Below are 19288 nucleotides of genomic sequence, written 5' to 3' on the forward strand. Positions count from 1 at the left end.
GCTACCTCCTTCTACAAACATTCTTTAAGAATGCTGTCTATATTGTCGCTAACGATATGCAGGCATTTTCTGAAATGTGCCATGTCATCGTCCGAAAAGCCAGCGATAAGCTTTTGTGCAAACTTTTTTTGTAGCTCCCTGCCCTCTTTTATAACAGGCTGGGCCTTTTCTGTGCAAACCAGACGGCATTTTCTTCTGTCGCCCTTTACCGCCTGCCTTTCAACAAAGCCTGCTTCCACAAGCTTTTCTACATGGAAAGACACAAGTGCCGCCTTGATATTCCTGTATCTGCACACATCACCCGCTGTGTTGAACTCAGGATTGTTCGCAAGGAACATGAGCACGTCAAGCGCCGTCTTTGGCATATCGAGCTTTTTACAAAGGGGCTGCATGACTTTTTCATATGCTTCCGCAAGCTTCTTTGAATGATCAAACATATGCGTTGCTGTTGTCATATTATCGTTCATTGTCAAACCTCCAATATTAGATATTTCAAATTTGAACAATCTAATATTAACACTTTTCCAAAAGCTATTCAATGAACATTTTGTAAATTCAGCTTCTTATAATGTCATTTTTGTAACAATGCAACAAAAATCAAATATATGGACTATAATATTTGTACAGCAATAAAACCGCCCTCTCCGCTATTGCAATAAAGGGAGAAATGTGTTATAATAACGATGTATGGGCAGAGTATTCGCTCTGCTTCACCTTTTATGAAAGGAAAGTGGTGCAAAATGGATATTGTAAAAGGCGATATTCTTGTAATGAAGAAAAGTCACCCCTGCGGCAGTAACAGAATGATAGTTCTGCGCTCAGGCATGGATTTCAAGCTGCGCTGCGAGGGCTGCGGACGAGAGTTCATGATAGTACGCAGCAAAGCCGAAAAGAACGTAAAAACTATTATCAGAGAGGCTGAGTCATAGCTATTCTCGCAATTTATGATATATAACAAATGTATGATATGAAATAAAAATGACAGGAGAATATAACTATGTTTGAAAAACTCAAAGCACTCGAAGATAAATTCAATGAAATAAACGAAAAGCTCATGCAGCCTGAAACTGTAAACAACACCTCACTGTATACGAGCCTTATGAAAGAATACAAGACACTTACGCCGATAGTTGAAAAGTTCGGTGAATACAAAAAGGCAAAGGCTGCCAATGACGAGGCTCTTGAACTTCTTGACGCAGGCGGAATGGATAAGGACTTCAAGGAAATGGTGCAGATGCAGCTTGAGGAATCCAAGGAAGATATGGCTAAGCTTGAAGAAGAGCTTAAGCTTCTCCTGCTGCCGAAAGACCCTAACGATGAGCGTAACGTTATCATAGAGATAAGAGGCGGAGCAGGCGGTGAGGAAGCTGCGCTGTTCGCAGGCTCTCTTTATAGAATGTATTCAATGTATGCCGCTTCAAAGGGCTGGACCATAGAAGTCATGAACGCCAACGAAACAGAGCTTGGTGGCTATAAGGAAATAACTTTCAGCGTATCAGGCGAGGGAGCATATTCAAGACTGAAATATGAAAGCGGAGTACACAGAGTTCAGCGTGTGCCTGAAACTGAGTCACAGGGCAGAGTTCACACGTCTACTGTTACAGTTGCCGTCCTCCCAGAGGCTGACGAAGTGGAGCTTGACCTTAACGAAGAAAAAGATCTGAAAATAGACGTTTTCCGTTCATCAGGAGCAGGCGGACAGCACATCAACAAGACATCTTCCGCTATCAGAATAACTCACCTGCCTACAGGCATGGTAGTTGAGTGTCAGGACGAGCGTTCACAGTTCAAGAACAAGGAAAAGGCTCTGAAAGTTCTCCGTTCAAGACTCCTTGACCAGAAAGTTCAGGCACAGAACAAGGAGATCGCAGACAACAGACGTTCACAGGTGGGAACAGGTGACCGATCCGAAAGAATAAGAACTTACAACTATCCTGAGGGAAGAATTTCCGACCACAGGATCGGTCTTACTATCTACAGACTTGAACAGGTGCTTAACGGCGCACTTGATGAAATAATCGATGCACTTGCAACAGCCGATCAGGCTGCCAAGCTTGCAAGTCAGGAAGAAGAATAAAAAATGTTTGACACAAAAATACTTGGCACTGACGAGGACAGCATAGCATATGCCGCAAAGCTGCTCTCACAGGGTGAAGTCGTTGGTATGCCGACGGAAACTGTATATGGTCTTGCGGCGAACGCTTTTGATGAAGCGGCTGTAAGAAAAATATTCGCCGCAAAGGGCAGACCTGCCGACAATCCTCTAATAGTGCATATATCTGACATTTCTCAGCTTGAGGGACTTGTGGATAAGATACCGCCCCTTGCTGTAAAGTGCGCAGAAAAATTTTGGGCAGGACCTCTCACAATGATAATGCCAAAGTCTGAAAAGATACCAATGGTAACGAGCGGAGGACTTGACACAGTGGGCATAAGAATGCCGTCACATAAGGTGGCAAGAGCGCTTATCTCAGCCTGCGGCTTCCCTATCGCCGCACCGTCAGCAAACCTTTCAGGAAGCCCGTCGCCTACAACAGCACAGCACGTCCTTAACGATATGCACGGCAGGATACCTGCCATAATAGACGGCGGAGCTTGCGGAGTGGGCGTTGAGTCAACTGTTATAAGCTTTGAAGGCGAGGACGGAATAAGACTTCTCAGACCGGGATTTATCTCAGCCGAGGATCTAATGGAGATCACCCCGAACGTTCTTATCGACAAGGGCGTTTTGGAAAAGCTGGGTGAGAACGTAAAAGTTCGCTCACCGGGAATGAAATACAAGCACTATGCCCCAAAGGCTGATGTGACTATCATTGACAGCAGTCTTGAGGCTTTCAGAGATTATGTAAAGGCACACGGCGATAAGGACACCACGCTTATGGTGTTCACTGACAGCGATTGTGATGGGCTTGATATCCCGCATATCTGCTATGGCGCAAATGAAGAGGAACAGGCAAAAGAACTTTTTGACGTTCTCAGAGAACTTGACGATATAGGTGCAAAGAAAGTTTTTGCACGCTGTCCTAACAAAGACGGCGTGGGGCTTGCAGTGTATAACCGACTTTTAAGAGCCGCAGGCTTTCAGGTGGTGAAACTGTGAAAAAAACAGTAGTAGGGCTTACAGGTCAAAGCGGTGCAGGCAAGACAACTATATCGGACGCTTTCAGAGAAAATGGCTTTGAGATAATAAACTGCGACCTTGTTGCAAGAGAAGTCACACAGGCAGGGAGCGAATGCTGTAAAGAGCTTGCAAAGCTTTTCCCAAGCTGCTTTGACGAGAACTATTCTCTTGACAGACAGAAGCTCGGGGAGATAGTTTTTTCAGATAAGAATAAGCTTCAAATGCTCAATGATACCATATACCCTTTTATAAACAAGCTTATTGACGAAAAGATAAACGCCACAGAGAGCGAGTTTGTTCTTCTTGACGCACCGACCCTTTTTGAAGCAGGTGCGGATAAGCTTTGCAGCGTTATCGTAAGCGTTGTGGCAAACTTTGGCATAAGGCTTGAAAGGATAACCAAAAGGGACGGCATTTCGGCGGAGCTTGCAAAAAAGCGTTTTTCTTCTCAGCATACTATGGAATTTTTCAAGGCTCACAGCGATTTCGTCATTGAGAACAACGGCTCTGTGAATGACACATTTCAAAAGACCTGTGAGGTCATAGAAACAATAAAGGAAAGATATAATGGCGGCTAATGGAAAAAACAGCAGGCGTAAAAAGAAAAGGCACATAAAAAAAGGTCCCGTACTCATAGCAGTCATACTTCTGCTGTGCGGTATAGGCTGGCTCACATATCTTTATCACGAGCAGATAATCAACAAGGCAAAGGATATTCCGAACTCTTTTTCATATCCTACAGATTATGAGGAGTATGTAATAAGATACAGCACCAAGTACAAGTGCGACCCTGTGCTTGTGTTCTCTGTAATAAAAGTGGAAAGCGGCTTTAATAAGGACGCTGTTTCATCAGTGGGTGCCAGAGGTCTTATGCAGCTTATGGAGGACGCATACGATTGGATAAAATATCGCCTTGACGATCAGCGTGACAACACCTATGACGATATGTTCGACCCTGAACTTAATATCCAATATGGCACATATTATCTCAGCTATCTTATGGAAAAGTATGACGGCTCTGTAGAGCTGACAGCGGCGGCATATCACTGCGGAATGAATCTTGTTGACAGTTGGATAGAAAACGGCACTGTTGACCCTGACAATTTCAAAGTCAGCGACATACCTGACGAAAATGACCAGACTTCAAACTATGTGCGCAAGATACGCAAAGCCTATGACAATTATAAGGATATACTCAGCAGTCATGGGGATATTACAGAAAACAGTTAAGCAAAACCATGCGCAGGGGCGAACAGTGTCCGCCCATTGTAACGCAGTTTCAATAAGAATACATTAAAAGGAGGACTTTACAATGGATAACAAGAAGAAAGAAAAGTCCGAGGGCGAAAAGCTTGCAGAAAAGCTTCTTTCGGATAAGAAAAACGGTGGACTTCGCCTTAGCGAAGAAAAGCTCAAAAAGGCAGACAAGTTCTGCGAGGGCTATAAAAGCTTTCTGAACACTGCAAAGACAGAGCGTGAGGCTGTTATCGAGGCAGTGGCTCAGGCTGAAAAAGCAGGCTTCAAGCCTTATGAAAAGGGCAAGAAGTATGACGCCGGCGACAAGTTCTATTTTGTAAACAGAGGAAAGGCTATCATACTTACAGTTATGGGCAAGGACGGTCTTGACAAGGGTATCAGACTTGCTGCCGCTCATATCGACTCACCACGACTTGACCTTAAGCAGAACCCACTTTACGAGGACAAGGAGCTTTGCCTGTTCAAAACACACTATTACGGCGGCATAAAGAAATATCAGTGGACAACTGTTCCAATGTCACTTCATGGCGTTGTTATAAAGGCTGACGGCGAAAGCGTTACAGTAAATATCGGCGAGGACAAGGACGACCCTGTTTTCTGTGTAACTGATATCCTGCCGCACCTTGCAGACGCTCAGATGAAAAGACCTGCTCCACAGCTCATCAAGGGCGAGGAGCTTAATCTGCTCATAGGCTCCAGACCATTCAGAGATGACGCTGTTTCAAACAAGGTAAAACTCAACATAATGGCTATCCTTAACGAGAAATACGGCATCGTAGAGGACGATTTCGTTTCCGCAGAGCTTGAAGCTGTTCCTGCATTCAAGGCACAGGACGTTGGCTTTGACAGAAGCATGGTAGGCTCTTATGGTCAGGACGACAGAGTTTGTGCATACACAGCTTTGCAGGCTATCCTCAAATGCAAAGACCCTAAAAAGACCTGCATGACCATACTCACAGACAAAGAAGAAACAGGAAGTGACGGCAACACAGGACTTAACAGCTCATATCTGCCATACTTCATTGCTGACCTTGCAAAGGTATACGGACTTGAGGGCAGAAACGTTATCTCTGCTTCCGAGTGCCTTTCAGCAGACGTAAATGCGGCATATGACCCAACATTCTCAGAGCCGTTCGAGATAAGAAACTCATCACAGATAAACTACGGCGTTGTTGCCACAAAGTTCACAGGCGCAAGAGGCAAGTCAGGCACTTCCGATGCTTCTGCTGAGTTTGTGGGCAGAGTAAGAAAGCTCTTTGACGAACACAACATCGTTTGGCAGACAGGCGAGCTTGGCAAGGTAGACGGCGGCGGTGGAGGAACTGTCGCACAGTATATCGCAAACCTTGACATGAACGTTATCGACGTTGGCGTACCAGTGCTTTCAATGCACGCACCATTTGAGATAACCTCGAAGATAGACACTTATATGGCATATAAGGCTTTCTCAGTTTTCTTTGCTGACTAATTTGATATCAAATAAGCTATCCGCTTTCCCATTTCGGGAGGGCGGATCTTTTTTTGTCCCCATTGCGACAATTTTTCCATCCAAGCAGTGCTATCATAATATCAAAGGGAGGAACGCCATGAAAATTTACATAGATATACTCCTTGTGACAAACGCCATTATGACGCTTATCATGCTGGAAGCGGCAGGCAGGATATGTCACAAGGTCATAAGTCCGCTGCGGCTGTTGACAGCTTGCTCAGTGGGAGGACTTTCGTCGCTTGTTATGGCTATAGACAGCAGAGGATATTTCACTGCAGTTCTTATTGTGGTGATAAAGCTTGTCAGTGCGGTATTCACAGTGCTTATAGCCTTTGGGTGTAAAGACCCTTGGCAACTACTTCGATACTTTATCATATACTGTGCAGTGGACGCAGTTTTCACGGGTATAGTGGTGACCCTTTGGCAGATATCAGGGAGCAAGGTGATTTTTTTCAGAAACCTCACTGTGTATTTTGACATCTCTCTATTTAAGCTTGCCCTTGCCTGCGGTATAGCATATGGTCTGCTCTGTCTTTATGAGAACATCACACGCAGGTGTTTCAACAGGGTCGCAAAATACGAAGCCATATACGAAAATGGTGGCTGTATAGTGAAAGTCCCTGCCATATGCGACAGCGGGAACAGGCTTTGCGACAGCTTCACAGGAACGCCAGTGGTGGTTTTCTGCTGTGACAGGCTTTTCTATCACTACGACCTTGACCGTGACGAGCCTGACCCTCTAAGCGGTTTCAGGCTTATCCCCTGCTCTACTGTCAGCGGTGAGGGAATTATCCACATAACAGCCGCAGGGAGCGTAAAGATAATCGACGATAAAGACCGTGTACACAACGTCAGGTGCTATGTGGGCATAAAGCCCTCGCTGAACGGAAAATCACGGGCTATATTCAACCCCGCATTGCTGGGATAATACAGGAGGAATACAAATGACCACACTTAAAACACTCGCTCTAGGGCTGAACAGATTTCTGAGCCGTTTGTTTTCAGACGACCCCGAAACTATAGATTACCTAAACGGTGCAGATTCGTTACCGCCGCCCCTAAACAAAGAGGAAGAGAAAAAAGCCTTTGAGCTTCTTAAAACAGACCCGAAAAAAGCCCGAGAACTGCTTATCGTGCATAATCTCAGGCTTGTGGTATACATAGCAAAGAAGTTTGAGTCAACAGGCACAGGCATAGAGGATCTTATCTCAATAGGCTCTATAGGGCTGATCAAGGCGGTAAACACCTTCTGTCCTGATAAAAACATCAAGCTCGCGACCTATGCTTCACGGTGCATAGAAAACGAGATACTTATGTTTCTTAGAAAATCAAATCAGTATAAAAATGAAATATCCATAGACGAACCGCTGAATGTTGACTGGGACGGCAACGAACTGCTTTTATCCGATATTCTAGGCACCGATGACGACACCGTGAACAAGGGCATAGAAAGCGAAGTTGAGAAACAGCTTCTTCTGGAGGAGATCGAAAAGCTCTGCCCTCGTGAAAAGCAGATAATGAAAATGCGATTTGGGCTTTCAGGCAAAAAAGAAATGACCCAAAAGCAGGTCGCTGATGAAGTCGGTATATCCCAATCCTACATATCAAGACTTGAAAAGCGGATAATAAAATCCATACGGCGAAATTTAGAAAAAATATGCTGACTAAAAAACTGGCGAACACGCAAAATGTTCACCAGTTTTTATGTTATATGGGATAATTTTGTTTTCACAGCAGTGTAATTCTTCTCAGAAATAGGGATCACCTTGCCATATGTAAGCTCTATTCTGTAACGGCTTATGCGACTTACATATTCAGGATTTACAAGATAATTTTCATGACAGCGCACAAACATATCCCTATATCGTCTTTCAAACACCTTAAGGCTCTGCACTGATTCAAATGAGCCGTCAATGGTATATATGACGCAGTGACTGCCGCTGCTTTCCACATAAGCTATCCATGACCTATCCAGAAAAACAAGCGACCTGTCTACGCCATTTACTATCACTCTCTTTGTACGCCTTTCACCTGAACAGACATTTTTCTTGTATATTTCTTCATAATGTACAGGATATATCCTGTCACGTTCATCATATTTAATGGCATTGGAAATGTGACAAAGCTTTATTTTTTCTTCGCCGTTCTCGCTCACCCATGTAAACTGTATCCTTTGATCTGCTCTCCCAACACTGCTGTCAGGCCAAATCGTATCCAAAATGAAAAACATTATGACCTCGCAGGAACATTCCGTAAGACCTATGGAAAACACCTTTAGGTCGCTGAGCACAAATTCAAGCTTGTGTTCTTCTTGCGAAAAAGCATCAACAAGCGCCTTTCTGGTGCGTATCACATGCTTCTCAGCAGGACCTATCCACAGAATGTCTTCATGGCAGGCATTAAGAAAGCTGTCTATCTCGTTATTGTAGTACTTAGTGAGAATATCGGCTGAACGTGTTTCAAGAACTCTATATTCCATGAAATCAAATCCTCCGTTTGCTGAATTAATTTGTACATTTTTTATTGTTTCTTTTATTATACGACATTTTTATTATTTTGTCAATAATACTGACACAATTTCATTTTCGCAAAATTTCGACAGATAAACTATGTATAAATTCTTCAGAAGTTTTATTGTAATTTTAAAGCATATGTGATATACTTAGACCATACGATAAATGAAAGGAGAAGATATCTTGGCGATAGATAGATTTTATGCGGTGATACCCGCTTATGAGCCTGATGAAAAAATGCTGGCTGTTATTGACGATATATCTTCATTGACCGATTTTCATATAATTGTCATTAATGACGGCAGCGGCAAGGATAAGCTGCCGATTTTTGCCGAAGCCGCAAAAAAAGCCATAGTTCTCACCCATGAGATAAACAAAGGCAAGGGGCGTGGCATAAAAACCGCACTTGAATACATAAAAGAACATGAAGCCGATACTGTGGGCATCGTCATTGCGGACGCAGACGGACAACACAAGGTGGAGGATATAATAAGGGTGTCGGAAGCCCTGAAAAGCTCCCCTGACAAGCTTATTATGGGTTGTCGCAGATTTTCGGGAAAGATACCACTGCGAAGCAAATTCGGCAACAACATCACAAAATTCGTTTTCTCATTTGCCGCAGGAGTAAAGGTAAGCGACACGCAGACGGGTTTGCGTGGCTTTTCCTCAAAGCTCATACCTTTTATGCTGTCGGTAAGCGGTGACAGATATGAGTTTGAGATGAATATGCTACTTGAATGTGCAAGAGAAGGCATAATATTCTATGAAGTGCCTATCGAAACAGTTTACCTTGGCAAAAACGAGTCATCACATTTTAATCCTATCAAAGACTCATGGAGAATATACAAGGATATACTGAAATTCTCATGCTCATCACTTCTTAGCTTCTGCGTGGACTATATTTGCTACAGCATTTTCGCAATGATAAGCGGGAACGTAGCGTTTTCTAACATATGTGCAAGAGTGATAAGCTCCATTTTCAACTTTTCCATGAACAAAAAATTCGTCTTTAAAAATAAGGAAGGCATTGCAAAGACAGCCGCAAAATACTTTCTGCTTGCCGCATTAATACTAGCTGCAAACACAATAATGCTAGAGCTATGTGTGAAATATCTCATACACAACAAATATATCAGCAAAATACTTATAGAAGTGCTGCTTTTCTTTATAAGCTGGGCGGCGCAAAAAAGTTTCGTTTTCAGAAAGAGGGAAAGAAAAATTGACGAATAAGACAAAAAAGCCAATGCCTGTCTGGGCAATGATCATAACGGACGTTGTGCTTACAGCGGCAGCCATAGGCGTATTCATGCTTTTTGACTACGTTATGCCGCAAAGTTCAGGAGTAAAGGGAGAAGTGATCGCAACAGTTGACAGCTCCGCAGAGGGTAGCTTCACCCTGCCAAATGCGGCTGACAACTCGCAGGCAGAAAGCACTGCGCAGGACGACAGCGAGCCTGCAGTTACCACAACAGCTCCGCAGGCAGAAAAGGCTACAACCACACTGCGTACTGAGCAGACCAACCACAGAAACTGGGGCAATCAGGACACTGCCGACTATCGTTCAGACCAAAACGCTATAAGCAGTATAACAAACGGTGCCATAACCTCTGAGGAGCTTGGCTCGGCTTCAACTGACAATGCTCAGGTGACAGTATACAAAAAATCTATCGGTGAGGGCAGCAACAAGATAACCTATTTTGTAGCTGATGTTTATGTCACAAGCGCAAGCGAGGTAAAAGCCGCCTTTGCAGACGGAGAATTCGGTAAGAACATCAAGGACTCAGTATTCAGTATGGCGGTGGAAAACAACGCTCTTTTCGCCATAAACGGTGATTTCTATGGTAATTCAGAACGCAGTATCGTTATAAGAAACGGTATAAAATACCGTGATGATGTCAACGACGCAGACGTGTGCGTGCTGTTCACAGACGGCACAATGCAGACCTACTCCCCGTCTGAATATGACAGCGACGCTGTTATAGCAAAGGGTGCATGGCAGGCTTGGAACTTTGGTCCTGCACTTCTTGACGGAAGTGGCAACGTTCTTGAAACGTTCAACACAACAAAATATCTCAACAGTGCAAATCCACGTTCAGCTATCGGCTGTGTGTCGGCAGGCCACTATATTTTCGTGACAGTTGACGGCAGAAACGAAGGCTACTCAAAGGGCGCAACTCTCAGCGAGCTTGCGGCTATCATGAGTGATGAGGGCTGTATGTCTGCGTTCAATCTTGACGGTGGAAAGTCCGCTATGATGTACTTCAACAAAAGCATTGTGAACGCTCCTGACGGCGGTGGACGTGACCTCAGCGACATTATCTATATAGGAGGATAAAAATGAAAAGACTAAGCAAAATTCTCCCACATATCACGATAATACTTGCGGGAATGTTCATTGTATTCTGGATATTGGATATACTCAACCCTACAATGAATTTCATAAACAGAAAAATATCCAACAAGCTTCTGCTGGCATTTTGCATATCAGCCATAATAACAGCGATACTAGCGGTCTACTATCAGCGCAAGAGCGACAGAAAAGAATAGAACTAATGCAGAGTCACACGGCTCTGCATTTTTTATGGTCAGATTTTCCTGAAAAATATCTGTATAGTTCCTGATCGAAAGGTAATAATTATATTATCACGGCAGCATAAAATGCTGCTTTTTAACAGGAGCGTGCGATGCAGTACAATAAAGTTGAGATAAGCGGAGTGAATACCAATGAGCTTAAAACGCTGAAAGAGTCGGAAAAGCTGGAGCTTTTGAAAAAAGCCCATTCAGGCGACAAAAAAGCCCGTGAGGAGCTTATAAATGGCAATCTCAGGCTCGTGCTGAGCGTTTTGCAGAAGTTTGTGAGCCGAAGCGACTCCCCTGACGACCTTTTTCAGGTAGGTGTTGTGGGGCTTATCAAGGCGATAGATAATTTCGATACCTCTCTTGATGTGAAGTTTTCTACCTACGCTGTGCCTATGATAGCAGGTGAGCTGAGAAGATTTCTTCGTGATTTTCAACCCATGAGGGTGAGCCGTTCTCTCCGTGACCTTGCTTATAAAGCAATGCAGGCGAAAGAACAGCTCATATGTGAAAACCAGAAAGAGCCTACTGTTGAGCAGATAGCAGACACTATCACCGAAAAGCCTAGTCAGGTGGTCATTGCCCTTGAAGCCATAACCGACCCGGTCTCACTCTATGAGCCTGTGTATTCTGACAACGGCGATGCTCTTTATGTATTGGATCAGGTGAGCGACTCCTGTGACGATAAAAGCTGGCTTGAAGAGCTTTCATTGAAGCAAGCCATGAGCGAGCTTCAGCCTCGTGAACGTAATATACTCTTCCTGCGCTTTTTCAAAGGACAAACTCAGGTGGAGGTAGCAAAAAATATTGGCATCTCTCAGGCACAGGTATCACGGCTTGAAAAAGGTGCATTGGAACACATCAAGAAAAGTATCTAACGTCTGTCGCAATACGTTAAGTCGACATTTATGAATATTTTTGTTATATATGATTACATTAAGGTCACGTTTTTGAAACAATTTGATTAATAATGTGCCATTAAAGTTGCTTGTAGTCAAAAAATTTGATATAATAATATAGGAGTTATTATGTTAAATCGTCATAAGGGAGTTGAAGTGTATGCTGACTGATTATTCGGTCCTTATTTCCGAGTCATATGACGGCCAGCATAAACTGTTGACCGAGGAACTTAAACGCAATGGTACAAAGATCCATATATGTGGTGATACTGAAATAGAGCTTGAGATAGGTGCAGTAAAATATACTCCTGACGTTATCGTTATTGACTGCTGTAAGCTGGGATATAAAAAGCTTCTGCATTTTCGTGAGATACTTCACGAAAATGACATTTATCCCATAATATATAACATCTACACTTATGATGACACAGAAACGATCCGTATTCTTCTCGATTATGATGATATTCTGCACATACTTATGCCATACGACGCTAAGAACGTATGCCACTATATGCTTGACAAGCTAAAAAGGATACCTGTCGATCCTGATATCCTTAGACAGAATATTTCAAAGGAGATACATAGGATCATAACATCAACGGGCATAAACCGCAAGCATTCAGGATATGACCATATCTACTACATGATATTTCTTCTTATATTCAAATATAGCGGTAATAAAGTACAAATAGGCGAACTTTATAAGGACATTGAAAAACAATATGGAAAAAGCACTGCGGCTATTGAACGCTCAACAAGAAGTGCTATAGTTTCAGGCTGGGAAAAAATGAAGCCTGTGGATAAGCAAATGCTTTTTGAAAGTTGCCTTGCTAACGGAACAAAGCCTACAAATGCAATGTACATAAACACCATAGCTTTATATATAAAGCATTTGTATAACGATCAGTTGGAGATGTATTACAAAAACAAAAACGATCATACATAGGACGATCCCCAAAGTGCATACCTATTATAAAGGGTATGCACTTTTTTTGAAAGGGGAAGGTTTCATGATATGTAGTTTTTCAAGCTTACGAAATAAAGAGGTCGTCAATATGCGAACAGGACTGAAAATAGGCTATGTTGATGATATAGAAATGGATACTCAGAGAGCGAATATAGTTTCACTGATCGTCTATGGCAAACCAAGGGCTTTCGGTATCATGGGCAGAGATGAGGATATTATCATAAAATGCTCGGATATCGAGCTTATCGGCGAAGATACCATACTTGTAAAATTCAACGATAGTGCAGTATGCACAAAGAGCAGAACTGTAAAAATCGAAAATTTGTTAAAATAAATTGTCGGAAGCTCTTGAAATGAAATAGAAAATATGATATAATATTAAAGCAATTCGCACGGACAGGTTTTTGCCGTTGGTCCTGCCGTAAGACAGGTGAAAGCAAGTAAAGCCGTCCGGAGGATAAAAACATCTGCAAAAGCAGAAATCTAAAACCAAACAGGAGGTTACTACAATGGGAGTAGTATCAATGAAGCAGCTTCTTGAAGCTGGTGTACACTTTGGTCACCAGACAAGAAGATGGAACCCTAAAATGGCTCCATACATTTTCACAGAAAGAAACGGAATTTACATCATCGATCTTCAGAAGACCGTTAAGAAGCTTGAAGAAGCTTATATGTTTATCCGTGACATCTCAGCTAATGGCGAAGAGGTACTTTTCGTAGGTACAAAGAAGCAGGCTGGAGATTCTATCAAGGAAGAGGCACTGAGAGCTAATGCACATTATGTAAATGCAAGATGGCTCGGCGGTATGATGACAAACTACAAGACGATCCAGCAGAGAATCAAGAGACTTGAGCAGCTCCACACAATGGAAAAGGACGGCACATTCGACCTTCTCCCTAAGAAGGAAGTTGTTAAGCTGAAGCTTGAGATAGAAAAGCTTGAAAAGTTCATGGGCGGTATCAAGAACATGAAGAAGCTTCCAGGCGCACTTTTCGTTGTTGACCCAAGAAAGGAAAAGATCGCTGTAGCAGAGGCTAAGAAGCTTGGCATACCTGTAGTAGCTATCGTTGACACAAACTGCGATCCTGACGATGTTGATTATGTTATCCCAGGTAACGATGACGCTATCAGAGCAGTTAAGCTTATCGCTGGTTGCATGGCTAACGCTATAATCGAAGGCAGACAGGGTGAGGACGCTGAGTCCGCTGAAGAGGCAGATAAGGTGGAAGAAGCTGACGAGGCTGCTGAATAAGAGCTGAAATTTCAGGCAGGCATTTATAGTATATTTGTCTGCCTATTTCGATATAAAACACTAGGAGGAATAATAATGGGTAAGGTATCCGTAGCAGAGATCAAAGAACTTATGACAGCAACAGGCGTTGGCATGATGGACTGCAAGAAGGCTCTTGTAGAAGCTGACGGCGATATGGAAAAGGCAGTAACACTTCTCCGTGAAAAGGGACTTGCTACACAGGCTAAGAAGAGCGGCAGAGTTGCAGCAGAGGGTATCTGCACAGCTGTAGTTAAGGGCAACGTAGGCTGCGTTCTTGAAGTAAACATCGAAACAGACTTTGCTGCTAACAATGATGAGTTCAAGGCTTTCGTTGCAGCAGTTGCTGATACAGTAATCGAGACAAACCCTGCTGACGTTGACGCACTTAAGGCAACAAAGATCAGCGGTGGTGACAAGACAGTTGAAGAGACACTTCAGGATCTGTTCATCAAGATCAGAGAGAACATGGTAATCAGAAGATTCAAGAGAATGGAAGGCATTCTTGTTCCTTACGTTCACGGTGCAGGTAGCATCGGCGTTATGGTAAAGCTTGATTCTGACATTGCAGCTGACAATGCTGAGCTCCTTGCTGCTGGTAAGGACTGTGCACTTCAGGTTGCTGCTATGAATCCTGCATACCTGAACAGAGAGGCTGTTCCTGCTGACGCTCTTGACAAGGAGAGAGAGATCATGCTGGCTCAGATGGCTGAGGATCCTAAGATGGCTAACAAGCCTGAGCAGGTTAAGCACAAGATCATTGACGGTAAGATCGGAAAATACTATTCTGAGAACTGCCTCCTTGAGCAGGCATTCGTTAAGGATGATAAGGTATCTGTTGGCAAGTACGTTGAGTCTGTAGCTAAGAAGCTTGGCGGCAAGATCGACGTTGTTGAGTACGTTCGTTTCGAGAGAGGCGAAGGCGTAGAGAAGAAGGAAGAGAACTTCGCTGACGAAGTTGCAGCAATGACAAAGTAATCTTTCTGACATAAATGAAAGCCCCTCGGTGGTAAGCCGAGGGGTTTTGTTTATGCTTTAAAATATTCAAGGACAGCGTCCAAACTGTCCATTTTCTTGTACACCATTGACAATATCTCATCTGTCGGTGCAATAAGATCTGGCACCATTATTGGTATCATTTTCGCATTGTAAGCCGCCTTTATGCCATTGTAAGAGTCCTCTACAGCAACAGTTTTCTCAGGCCTTACTCCCAGCTTCTCACAGGCAAGTAAATATATCTCAGGCTGTGGCTTTGAATGTTTTATCATATCTCCGCCAATAATCACATGGAAATAATCAAGCAGACCTGCTCCCTTTAGATTTTTGATAACCCCTTTGTAAGACGTTGATGAAGCAAGTCCTACCTTTATATCACGCTCTTTAAGATAAGAAAGCAACTCCCTTGCTCCACTTTTCAGAGGCAAACCACGCTCAGCGATAATATCTGCACAAATGACTTTTGCTTCGTCATAAAGTTCGGGTATTGACACTTTGTCACCATATGCGGCTTCTAGGATAGCCATTGTATCAACAGTGCTTCTGCCAATGCACTTCATAGCATTTTCGTGAACGTTGGTCAGACCATATTTCTTTCCAAGGCGCTCCCAGCTTTCAAGACCTATTACTTCGCTGTCGAAAATAACGCCGTCCATATCGAATACGATTCCGTCAAGTTCTGATAATTTCAAACCCACCACGCACCTCACTTGAAATACATATACAGATTACATTTTATCATGCCGTTGTAAAGCTTGCGCTTTTTGTCAGCCTTTTTGCCGAAAAACACCTCAAACTCCTCATGTGGGGAGATTATATAGCATGGGTTCTCCTTTGACGGGCAAAGTCTTTGTCCCATTTTCTTATAAAGCTCCTCGGCTTCCTTTATTTCAAGCATACGCTCGCCATATGGGGGATTGACAAGTGTTATCGAACCCTCTATCTGGCTGTATTTTGAGATATCCTGCTGTTTTACTGTAAGCTTTGAGCCTACTCCTGCCTTTTTAGCGTTGTTTCTTGTAAGCTCAACCGCTATATCATCAACATCAAAGCCAAACGCCTTGAATGCACCCTGCCTGTCAATAGCGTCCATAGCCTCGGCTCTTGCATTGCGCCACGCTGTTTCAGGTATCTGTGACCACTGCTCTGCCGCAAAATTTCTTCTCAGACCAGGTGCAACTTTCAGTGCCTTGTATGCCGACTCAATAAGAAATGTACCTGAACCGCACATAGGATCCACCACAACTGAGTCCGCACGAACTCTTGCAAGGTCAACTATACCTGCGGCAAGTGTTTCCTTGATAGGTGCGTCGTTGGAATTTCTTCTGTAGCCACGCTTGTGAAGTCCTACACCTGATGTATCAAGATAGATAGTCGCAATGTCCTTATGGATAGCAAACTGTATCTGATGTTTCGCCGCAGTTTCCTCAAAATAGCTTATGCCATAGGCTTTTTCAAGTCTTTTAACGCAGGCTTTTTTGATTATCTTCTGACAATCAGGGATAGAATGAAGCTTTGAATTAAGGGCATGACCCTTAACAGGGAAAGCGTCTTCCCTGCCGATAAAGTTCTCCAGCGGAAGATTCATAACACCGTCAAAAAGCTGTTCAAAGCTTTCTGCTCTAAAGCTGCCAAGCTCGATAAGTACACGCTCTCCTGTGGCGATCCAAAGATTTGCCTTTGCAAGCACGTCAAAGCCACCTTCAAAGCTTATCTTGCCGTCAGTTGTGGTAAGATTTTCACCGCCTATCTTTTTTATCTCATATGCAAGCACGCTTTCAAGCCCGAAATGGCATGGAACGCACATTCGCAGTTTATTTTCCATAATGATTTCCTTTCAAAAAAGCCTCCATAGAGTTATGGAGGCTTTAATTTTAATGATTTCCGCTACAATACTCAGGCTCGTTGGATTTCTTGTAATATCCAGTTGCCGTGCTATAGCATGAATTTGACGCAAGCTTACCTGTCTTTGTGCAGTAGGTGAGCTTTTCAACTGTATCAGGCATTTTGAAAGTCTTGTCAAATGACTTATGCTTCTCATTCTCAGCGATATCACCAAAAACGTTCTTCCAAATCGCACCGATATTCTGATACTCGTTCGTAGGGATAGTGGCAGAGTTTTCATAACCTATCCAGATACCTGAAACGTAGTCAGGAGTACAGCCTACAAATGAGAGGTCAAACCAGTCAGATGAAGTACCTGTCTTACCGACAAGGTCAGTATTGTTTAGCTTAGCATATCTACCAGTACCGTCCTGCTGAGTTATAACATTCTGCATCATTCTGTTCATAACGTAAGCGGTAGACTCGCTGATAGCCTGCTTGTATCCGTCGCTCTTTTCATAGATAGCGTTTCCGTCAGCGTCCTCTACCTTTGAAACGTAGGTAACGTCATACTTCTTACCGCCATTGCCGAATATCATATAAGCACCCACAAGCTCCTCAAGCTTAGTACCATTTGTAAGACCGCCGACAGTTACTGGTGAATAGTCAGCGTCGGAGTCTGCAAGCGTAGTGATGTCAAGCTTTTCCTTAAGGAAGTTATAGGAATAAGCAGGTGTCATTTTTTTGATAAGCTGTGCAGGAAGCGTATTAAGCGACCTTGTGAGCATTTCTACAGTTGTAAGCTGCTGATAAGACCAGTTTGCACTGTCGCCTGTTTCAGAATAGTTTACAGGCCACTTTTGGTCCTTGCCCTTTACCTTAATAGTGATAGGCTCATCAGTGAACAGGGTTGACCATGTCATAAGATCCTGATCCAGCGCTGGAGCGTATGACGCAATAGGCTTGATACAAGAACCTGGTGAACGTTTGGCATCAGTAGCAATATTATAAACTCTCGACTCCTTTTTCTTATCACGTCCGCCGACGATAGCCTTAACGTTGCCTTGGTAGTCCATAGCGATAAAGCCTGACCACAGAGTATCGTCCTTTTTGTTCATTTCATAGGTGGTGAAATTACTTTGCTTCTGCATTTCTTTTTCCACCTTCTTCTGCATACTTCTGTCAACAGTGGTATATGCAGTAAATCCGCCGTCATAAAGTCTTGCGGAAGCGTCATCCCATGAAATGCCATAATAGTCAGCGATTATCTGTATAGTCTGATTGATAGCAGCGTCCATGAAATAAGATGTCGGACCCTGATCTTTTGTTTCGTCCTCATAGATAGTTGAGCTTGTGTAGGTTATATCGCCTGTTATTTTAAGCTCATAGTTGAGGGCTTCGTTATATTCCTGCTCAGAAATTGCACCGTTATCGAGCATATGATCAAGCGTATACTTCTGTCTGAGCTTGTTGTTTTTCATATTATCATATGGGTTGTTTGCAGCAGGCCAGCTTGTCATACCCGCAAGTGAAGCTGCCTCAGCAAGGTTAAGATCCTTTACGTCCTTGCCAAAATAGAAGTTTGCAGCAGCCTGAACTCCGATGATATCATACTCCTGAGTTGTCAGTGGCACAAGGTTAAGATAGCTTTGGAGGATATCTTCCTTTGTGTAGGTCTTTTCCACGTTGATAGAACGGAAGATCTCTCGTATCTTACGCTCGATACCATGGATAGAATCTCTGGAGTCATCACCCGTGATGTTCTTGATAGTCTGCTGAGTGATAGTCGAACCACCTATCTGTCTGCCGCCGTATATCGGTATGAATACATTGACAAATGAAGCGAACGTTCTCTTGAAGTCAACGCCGTCATGAGAATAAAATCTCTCGTCCTCGGTGTACACAAAAGCGTCCTGAACATACTGAGGGATATCCTCAAGATCAGCCCATACAACGTGCTTATTGCTGTTTTTCAGAGCATAATAAAGGTCATACTCCTGTGAATCCTCATCATCTTCATCATAGTCAGGGTTGACAGACAAAAATCTCGAAATGTTGCTTGTTTCCGTCTTGTCAAGACTGATAGTTGTTGTGGTATCTGCAAAGTTAAGAACGTAAATAGTCAGAACTGTTGCAAATATAGAACAGGTGATAATGAGTATCAGGAATATCGACAGCAAAGCTGTGCCTAATATTTTGAGAACTCTGACAGCAGGATTAGTGGATCTTTTCTTTTTGCGTTTTTTCACTGCCGTGTTTTTTATTTCATCCATAAATTTAACCTTTCGTCTTTATTTGATCTGATATTATTATACCACATACGAATCAAAAAGTTAAGTCTTTTCGGTAAATCTTTAGTTTTTTCTAAGGATTT

Annotated in this window: 21 protein-coding genes; 16 read left to right on the top strand and 5 right to left on the bottom strand. The window is 43.1% G+C overall.

The window, feature by feature from the left end:
- Positions 1 to 11: 11 nt before the first annotated feature.
- Positions 12 to 467: a MarR family winged helix-turn-helix transcriptional regulator gene (locus tag AB5627_RS02175; protein WP_022287282.1), complete on the bottom strand. Its 456-nt coding sequence runs from the start codon at positions 465 to 467 to the stop codon at positions 12 to 14.
- Positions 468 to 740: 273 nt separating this feature from the next.
- On the opposite strand from AB5627_RS02175, the gene AB5627_RS02180 reads away from it, so the two are divergent.
- The 8 genes from AB5627_RS02180 to sigE all read left to right on the top strand — a co-directional run bounded on the left by AB5627_RS02180 (position 741) and on the right by sigE (position 7531).
- Positions 741 to 929, top strand: coding sequence for a DUF951 domain-containing protein (locus AB5627_RS02180; protein ID WP_022287283.1), 189 nt, complete (start codon positions 741 to 743; stop codon positions 927 to 929).
- Positions 930 to 997: 68 nt separating this feature from the next.
- Entirely contained in the window at positions 998 to 2077 is a 1080-nt protein-coding gene (gene prfA, locus AB5627_RS02185; protein ID WP_117876181.1) for a peptide chain release factor 1, read from the top strand.
- 3 nt (positions 2078 to 2080) lie between these two features.
- Positions 2081 to 3100, top strand: coding sequence for an L-threonylcarbamoyladenylate synthase (locus AB5627_RS02190; protein ID WP_368369646.1), 1020 nt, complete (start codon positions 2081 to 2083; stop codon positions 3098 to 3100).
- Positions 3097 to 3699, top strand: a complete 603-nt coding sequence (gene coaE / locus AB5627_RS02195) for a dephospho-CoA kinase (RefSeq protein WP_368369647.1) — start codon at positions 3097 to 3099, stop codon at positions 3697 to 3699. Before AB5627_RS02190 ends, coaE begins: the two co-directional genes overlap by 4 nt.
- Positions 3689 to 4351, top strand: coding sequence for a lytic transglycosylase domain-containing protein (locus tag AB5627_RS02200; RefSeq protein WP_022287287.1), 663 nt, complete (start codon positions 3689 to 3691; stop codon positions 4349 to 4351). Before coaE ends, AB5627_RS02200 begins: the two co-directional genes overlap by 11 nt.
- An 82-nt stretch (positions 4352 to 4433) precedes the next feature.
- The gene (locus AB5627_RS02205; protein ID WP_022287288.1) at positions 4434 to 5846 is read left to right on the top strand and encodes an aminopeptidase; all 1413 of its coding nucleotides are present in this window, start codon (positions 4434 to 4436) and stop codon (positions 5844 to 5846) included.
- A gap of 118 nt (positions 5847 to 5964) precedes the next feature.
- Entirely contained in the window at positions 5965 to 6795 is an 831-nt protein-coding gene (locus AB5627_RS02210; protein ID WP_022287289.1) for a sigma-E processing peptidase SpoIIGA, read from the top strand.
- Between the two features lie 16 nt (positions 6796 to 6811).
- On the top strand, positions 6812 to 7531 hold the full coding sequence (sigE, locus tag AB5627_RS02215) for an RNA polymerase sporulation sigma factor SigE (protein WP_022287290.1): 720 nt from the start codon (positions 6812 to 6814) through the stop codon (positions 7529 to 7531).
- 38 nt (positions 7532 to 7569) lie between these two features.
- Here the strand turns inward: sigE and AB5627_RS02220 are convergent, their stop codons facing one another.
- Positions 7570 to 8346 (bottom strand): LytTR family DNA-binding domain-containing protein, encoded by a 777-nt coding sequence (locus AB5627_RS02220; RefSeq protein WP_022287291.1) that lies wholly within the window; start codon positions 8344 to 8346, stop codon positions 7570 to 7572.
- Positions 8347 to 8563: 217 nt separating this feature from the next.
- On the opposite strand from AB5627_RS02220, the gene AB5627_RS02225 reads away from it, so the two are divergent.
- The 8 genes from AB5627_RS02225 (at position 8564) to tsf (ending at position 15072) form a co-directional block, all read left to right on the top strand.
- Entirely contained in the window at positions 8564 to 9610 is a 1047-nt protein-coding gene (locus AB5627_RS02225; RefSeq protein WP_265290445.1) for a bifunctional glycosyltransferase family 2/GtrA family protein, read from the top strand.
- Positions 9600 to 10715, top strand: a complete 1116-nt coding sequence (locus AB5627_RS02230; RefSeq protein WP_265290444.1) for a phosphodiester glycosidase family protein — start codon at positions 9600 to 9602, stop codon at positions 10713 to 10715. The genes AB5627_RS02225 and AB5627_RS02230 overlap by 11 nt, the downstream gene beginning before the upstream one ends.
- A gap of 2 nt (positions 10716 to 10717) precedes the next feature.
- Positions 10718 to 10927 carry a hypothetical protein gene (locus tag AB5627_RS02235; RefSeq protein WP_038671587.1) on the top strand — a complete coding sequence of 70 codons (210 nt, stop codon included), beginning with the start codon at positions 10718 to 10720 and terminating at the stop codon, positions 10925 to 10927.
- A gap of 137 nt (positions 10928 to 11064) precedes the next feature.
- Positions 11065 to 11835, top strand: a complete 771-nt coding sequence (gene sigG, locus AB5627_RS02240) for an RNA polymerase sporulation sigma factor SigG (protein WP_038671585.1) — start codon at positions 11065 to 11067, stop codon at positions 11833 to 11835.
- A 181-nt stretch (positions 11836 to 12016) separates the two neighbouring features.
- Complete coding sequence (locus AB5627_RS02245; RefSeq protein WP_022287296.1) at positions 12017 to 12802, top strand: sporulation initiation factor Spo0A C-terminal domain-containing protein; 786 nt, start codon at positions 12017 to 12019, stop codon at positions 12800 to 12802.
- Between the two features lie 64 nt (positions 12803 to 12866).
- Positions 12867 to 13157, top strand: coding sequence for a YlmC/YmxH family sporulation protein (locus tag AB5627_RS02250; RefSeq protein ID WP_138337087.1), 291 nt, complete (start codon positions 12867 to 12869; stop codon positions 13155 to 13157).
- Positions 13158 to 13332: 175 nt separating this feature from the next.
- Positions 13333 to 14076 (top strand): 30S ribosomal protein S2, encoded by a 744-nt coding sequence (gene rpsB, locus AB5627_RS02255; RefSeq protein WP_022287298.1) that lies wholly within the window; start codon positions 13333 to 13335, stop codon positions 14074 to 14076.
- Between the two features lie 75 nt (positions 14077 to 14151).
- A complete protein-coding gene (gene tsf, locus AB5627_RS02260; protein ID WP_022287299.1) occupies positions 14152 to 15072 on the top strand; it encodes a translation elongation factor Ts in 921 nt (306 codons plus the stop codon).
- A 50-nt stretch (positions 15073 to 15122) separates the two neighbouring features.
- On the opposite strand, the gene AB5627_RS02265 is transcribed toward tsf, so the two are convergent.
- From AB5627_RS02265 to AB5627_RS02275, 3 genes are read right to left on the bottom strand one after another with little or no spacing between them, the layout of a single operon-like run.
- Entirely contained in the window at positions 15123 to 15782 is a 660-nt protein-coding gene (locus AB5627_RS02265; RefSeq protein ID WP_256321498.1) for an HAD family phosphatase, read from the bottom strand.
- 14 nt (positions 15783 to 15796) lie between these two features.
- Positions 15797 to 16915 (bottom strand): class I SAM-dependent RNA methyltransferase, encoded by a 1119-nt coding sequence (locus tag AB5627_RS02270; protein WP_368369648.1) that lies wholly within the window; start codon positions 16913 to 16915, stop codon positions 15797 to 15799.
- A gap of 49 nt (positions 16916 to 16964) precedes the next feature.
- Positions 16965 to 19187 (bottom strand): transglycosylase domain-containing protein, encoded by a 2223-nt coding sequence (locus AB5627_RS02275; protein WP_368369649.1) that lies wholly within the window; start codon positions 19185 to 19187, stop codon positions 16965 to 16967.
- Between the last annotated feature and the right edge of the window lie 101 nt (positions 19188 to 19288).

The sequence above is a fragment of the Ruminococcus sp. RTP21198st1_G1_RTP21198_201120 genome (assembly GCF_040924265.1).
Taxonomy (GTDB): Bacteria; Bacillota; Clostridia; order Oscillospirales; family Ruminococcaceae; genus Hominimerdicola; species Hominimerdicola aceti.

Coding starts and splice junctions, on each gene's coding strand:
- tsf (WP_022287299.1), top strand. CDS start 14,152: ATGGGTAAGGTATCCGTAGCAGAGATCAAAGAACTTATGACAGCAACA.
- AB5627_RS02275 (WP_368369649.1), bottom strand. CDS start 19,187: ATGGATGAAATAAAAAACACGGCAGTGAAAAAACGCAAAAAGAAAAGA.
- AB5627_RS02175 (WP_022287282.1), bottom strand. CDS start 467: ATGAACGATAATATGACAACAGCAACGCATATGTTTGATCATTCAAAG.
- prfA (WP_117876181.1), top strand. CDS start 998: ATGTTTGAAAAACTCAAAGCACTCGAAGATAAATTCAATGAAATAAAC.
- sigG (WP_038671585.1), top strand. CDS start 11,065: ATGCAGTACAATAAAGTTGAGATAAGCGGAGTGAATACCAATGAGCTT.
- AB5627_RS02180 (WP_022287283.1), top strand. CDS start 741: ATGGATATTGTAAAAGGCGATATTCTTGTAATGAAGAAAAGTCACCCC.
- AB5627_RS02205 (WP_022287288.1), top strand. CDS start 4,434: ATGGATAACAAGAAGAAAGAAAAGTCCGAGGGCGAAAAGCTTGCAGAA.
- sigE (WP_022287290.1), top strand. CDS start 6,812: ATGACCACACTTAAAACACTCGCTCTAGGGCTGAACAGATTTCTGAGC.
- rpsB (WP_022287298.1), top strand. CDS start 13,333: ATGGGAGTAGTATCAATGAAGCAGCTTCTTGAAGCTGGTGTACACTTT.
- AB5627_RS02190 (WP_368369646.1), top strand. CDS start 2,081: ATGTTTGACACAAAAATACTTGGCACTGACGAGGACAGCATAGCATAT.
- AB5627_RS02210 (WP_022287289.1), top strand. CDS start 5,965: ATGAAAATTTACATAGATATACTCCTTGTGACAAACGCCATTATGACG.
- AB5627_RS02270 (WP_368369648.1), bottom strand. CDS start 16,915: ATGGAAAATAAACTGCGAATGTGCGTTCCATGCCATTTCGGGCTTGAA.
- AB5627_RS02235 (WP_038671587.1), top strand. CDS start 10,718: ATGAAAAGACTAAGCAAAATTCTCCCACATATCACGATAATACTTGCG.
- AB5627_RS02220 (WP_022287291.1), bottom strand. CDS start 8,346: ATGGAATATAGAGTTCTTGAAACACGTTCAGCCGATATTCTCACTAAG.
- AB5627_RS02250 (WP_138337087.1), top strand. CDS start 12,867: ATGATATGTAGTTTTTCAAGCTTACGAAATAAAGAGGTCGTCAATATG.
- AB5627_RS02200 (WP_022287287.1), top strand. CDS start 3,689: ATGGCGGCTAATGGAAAAAACAGCAGGCGTAAAAAGAAAAGGCACATA.
- AB5627_RS02245 (WP_022287296.1), top strand. CDS start 12,017: ATGCTGACTGATTATTCGGTCCTTATTTCCGAGTCATATGACGGCCAG.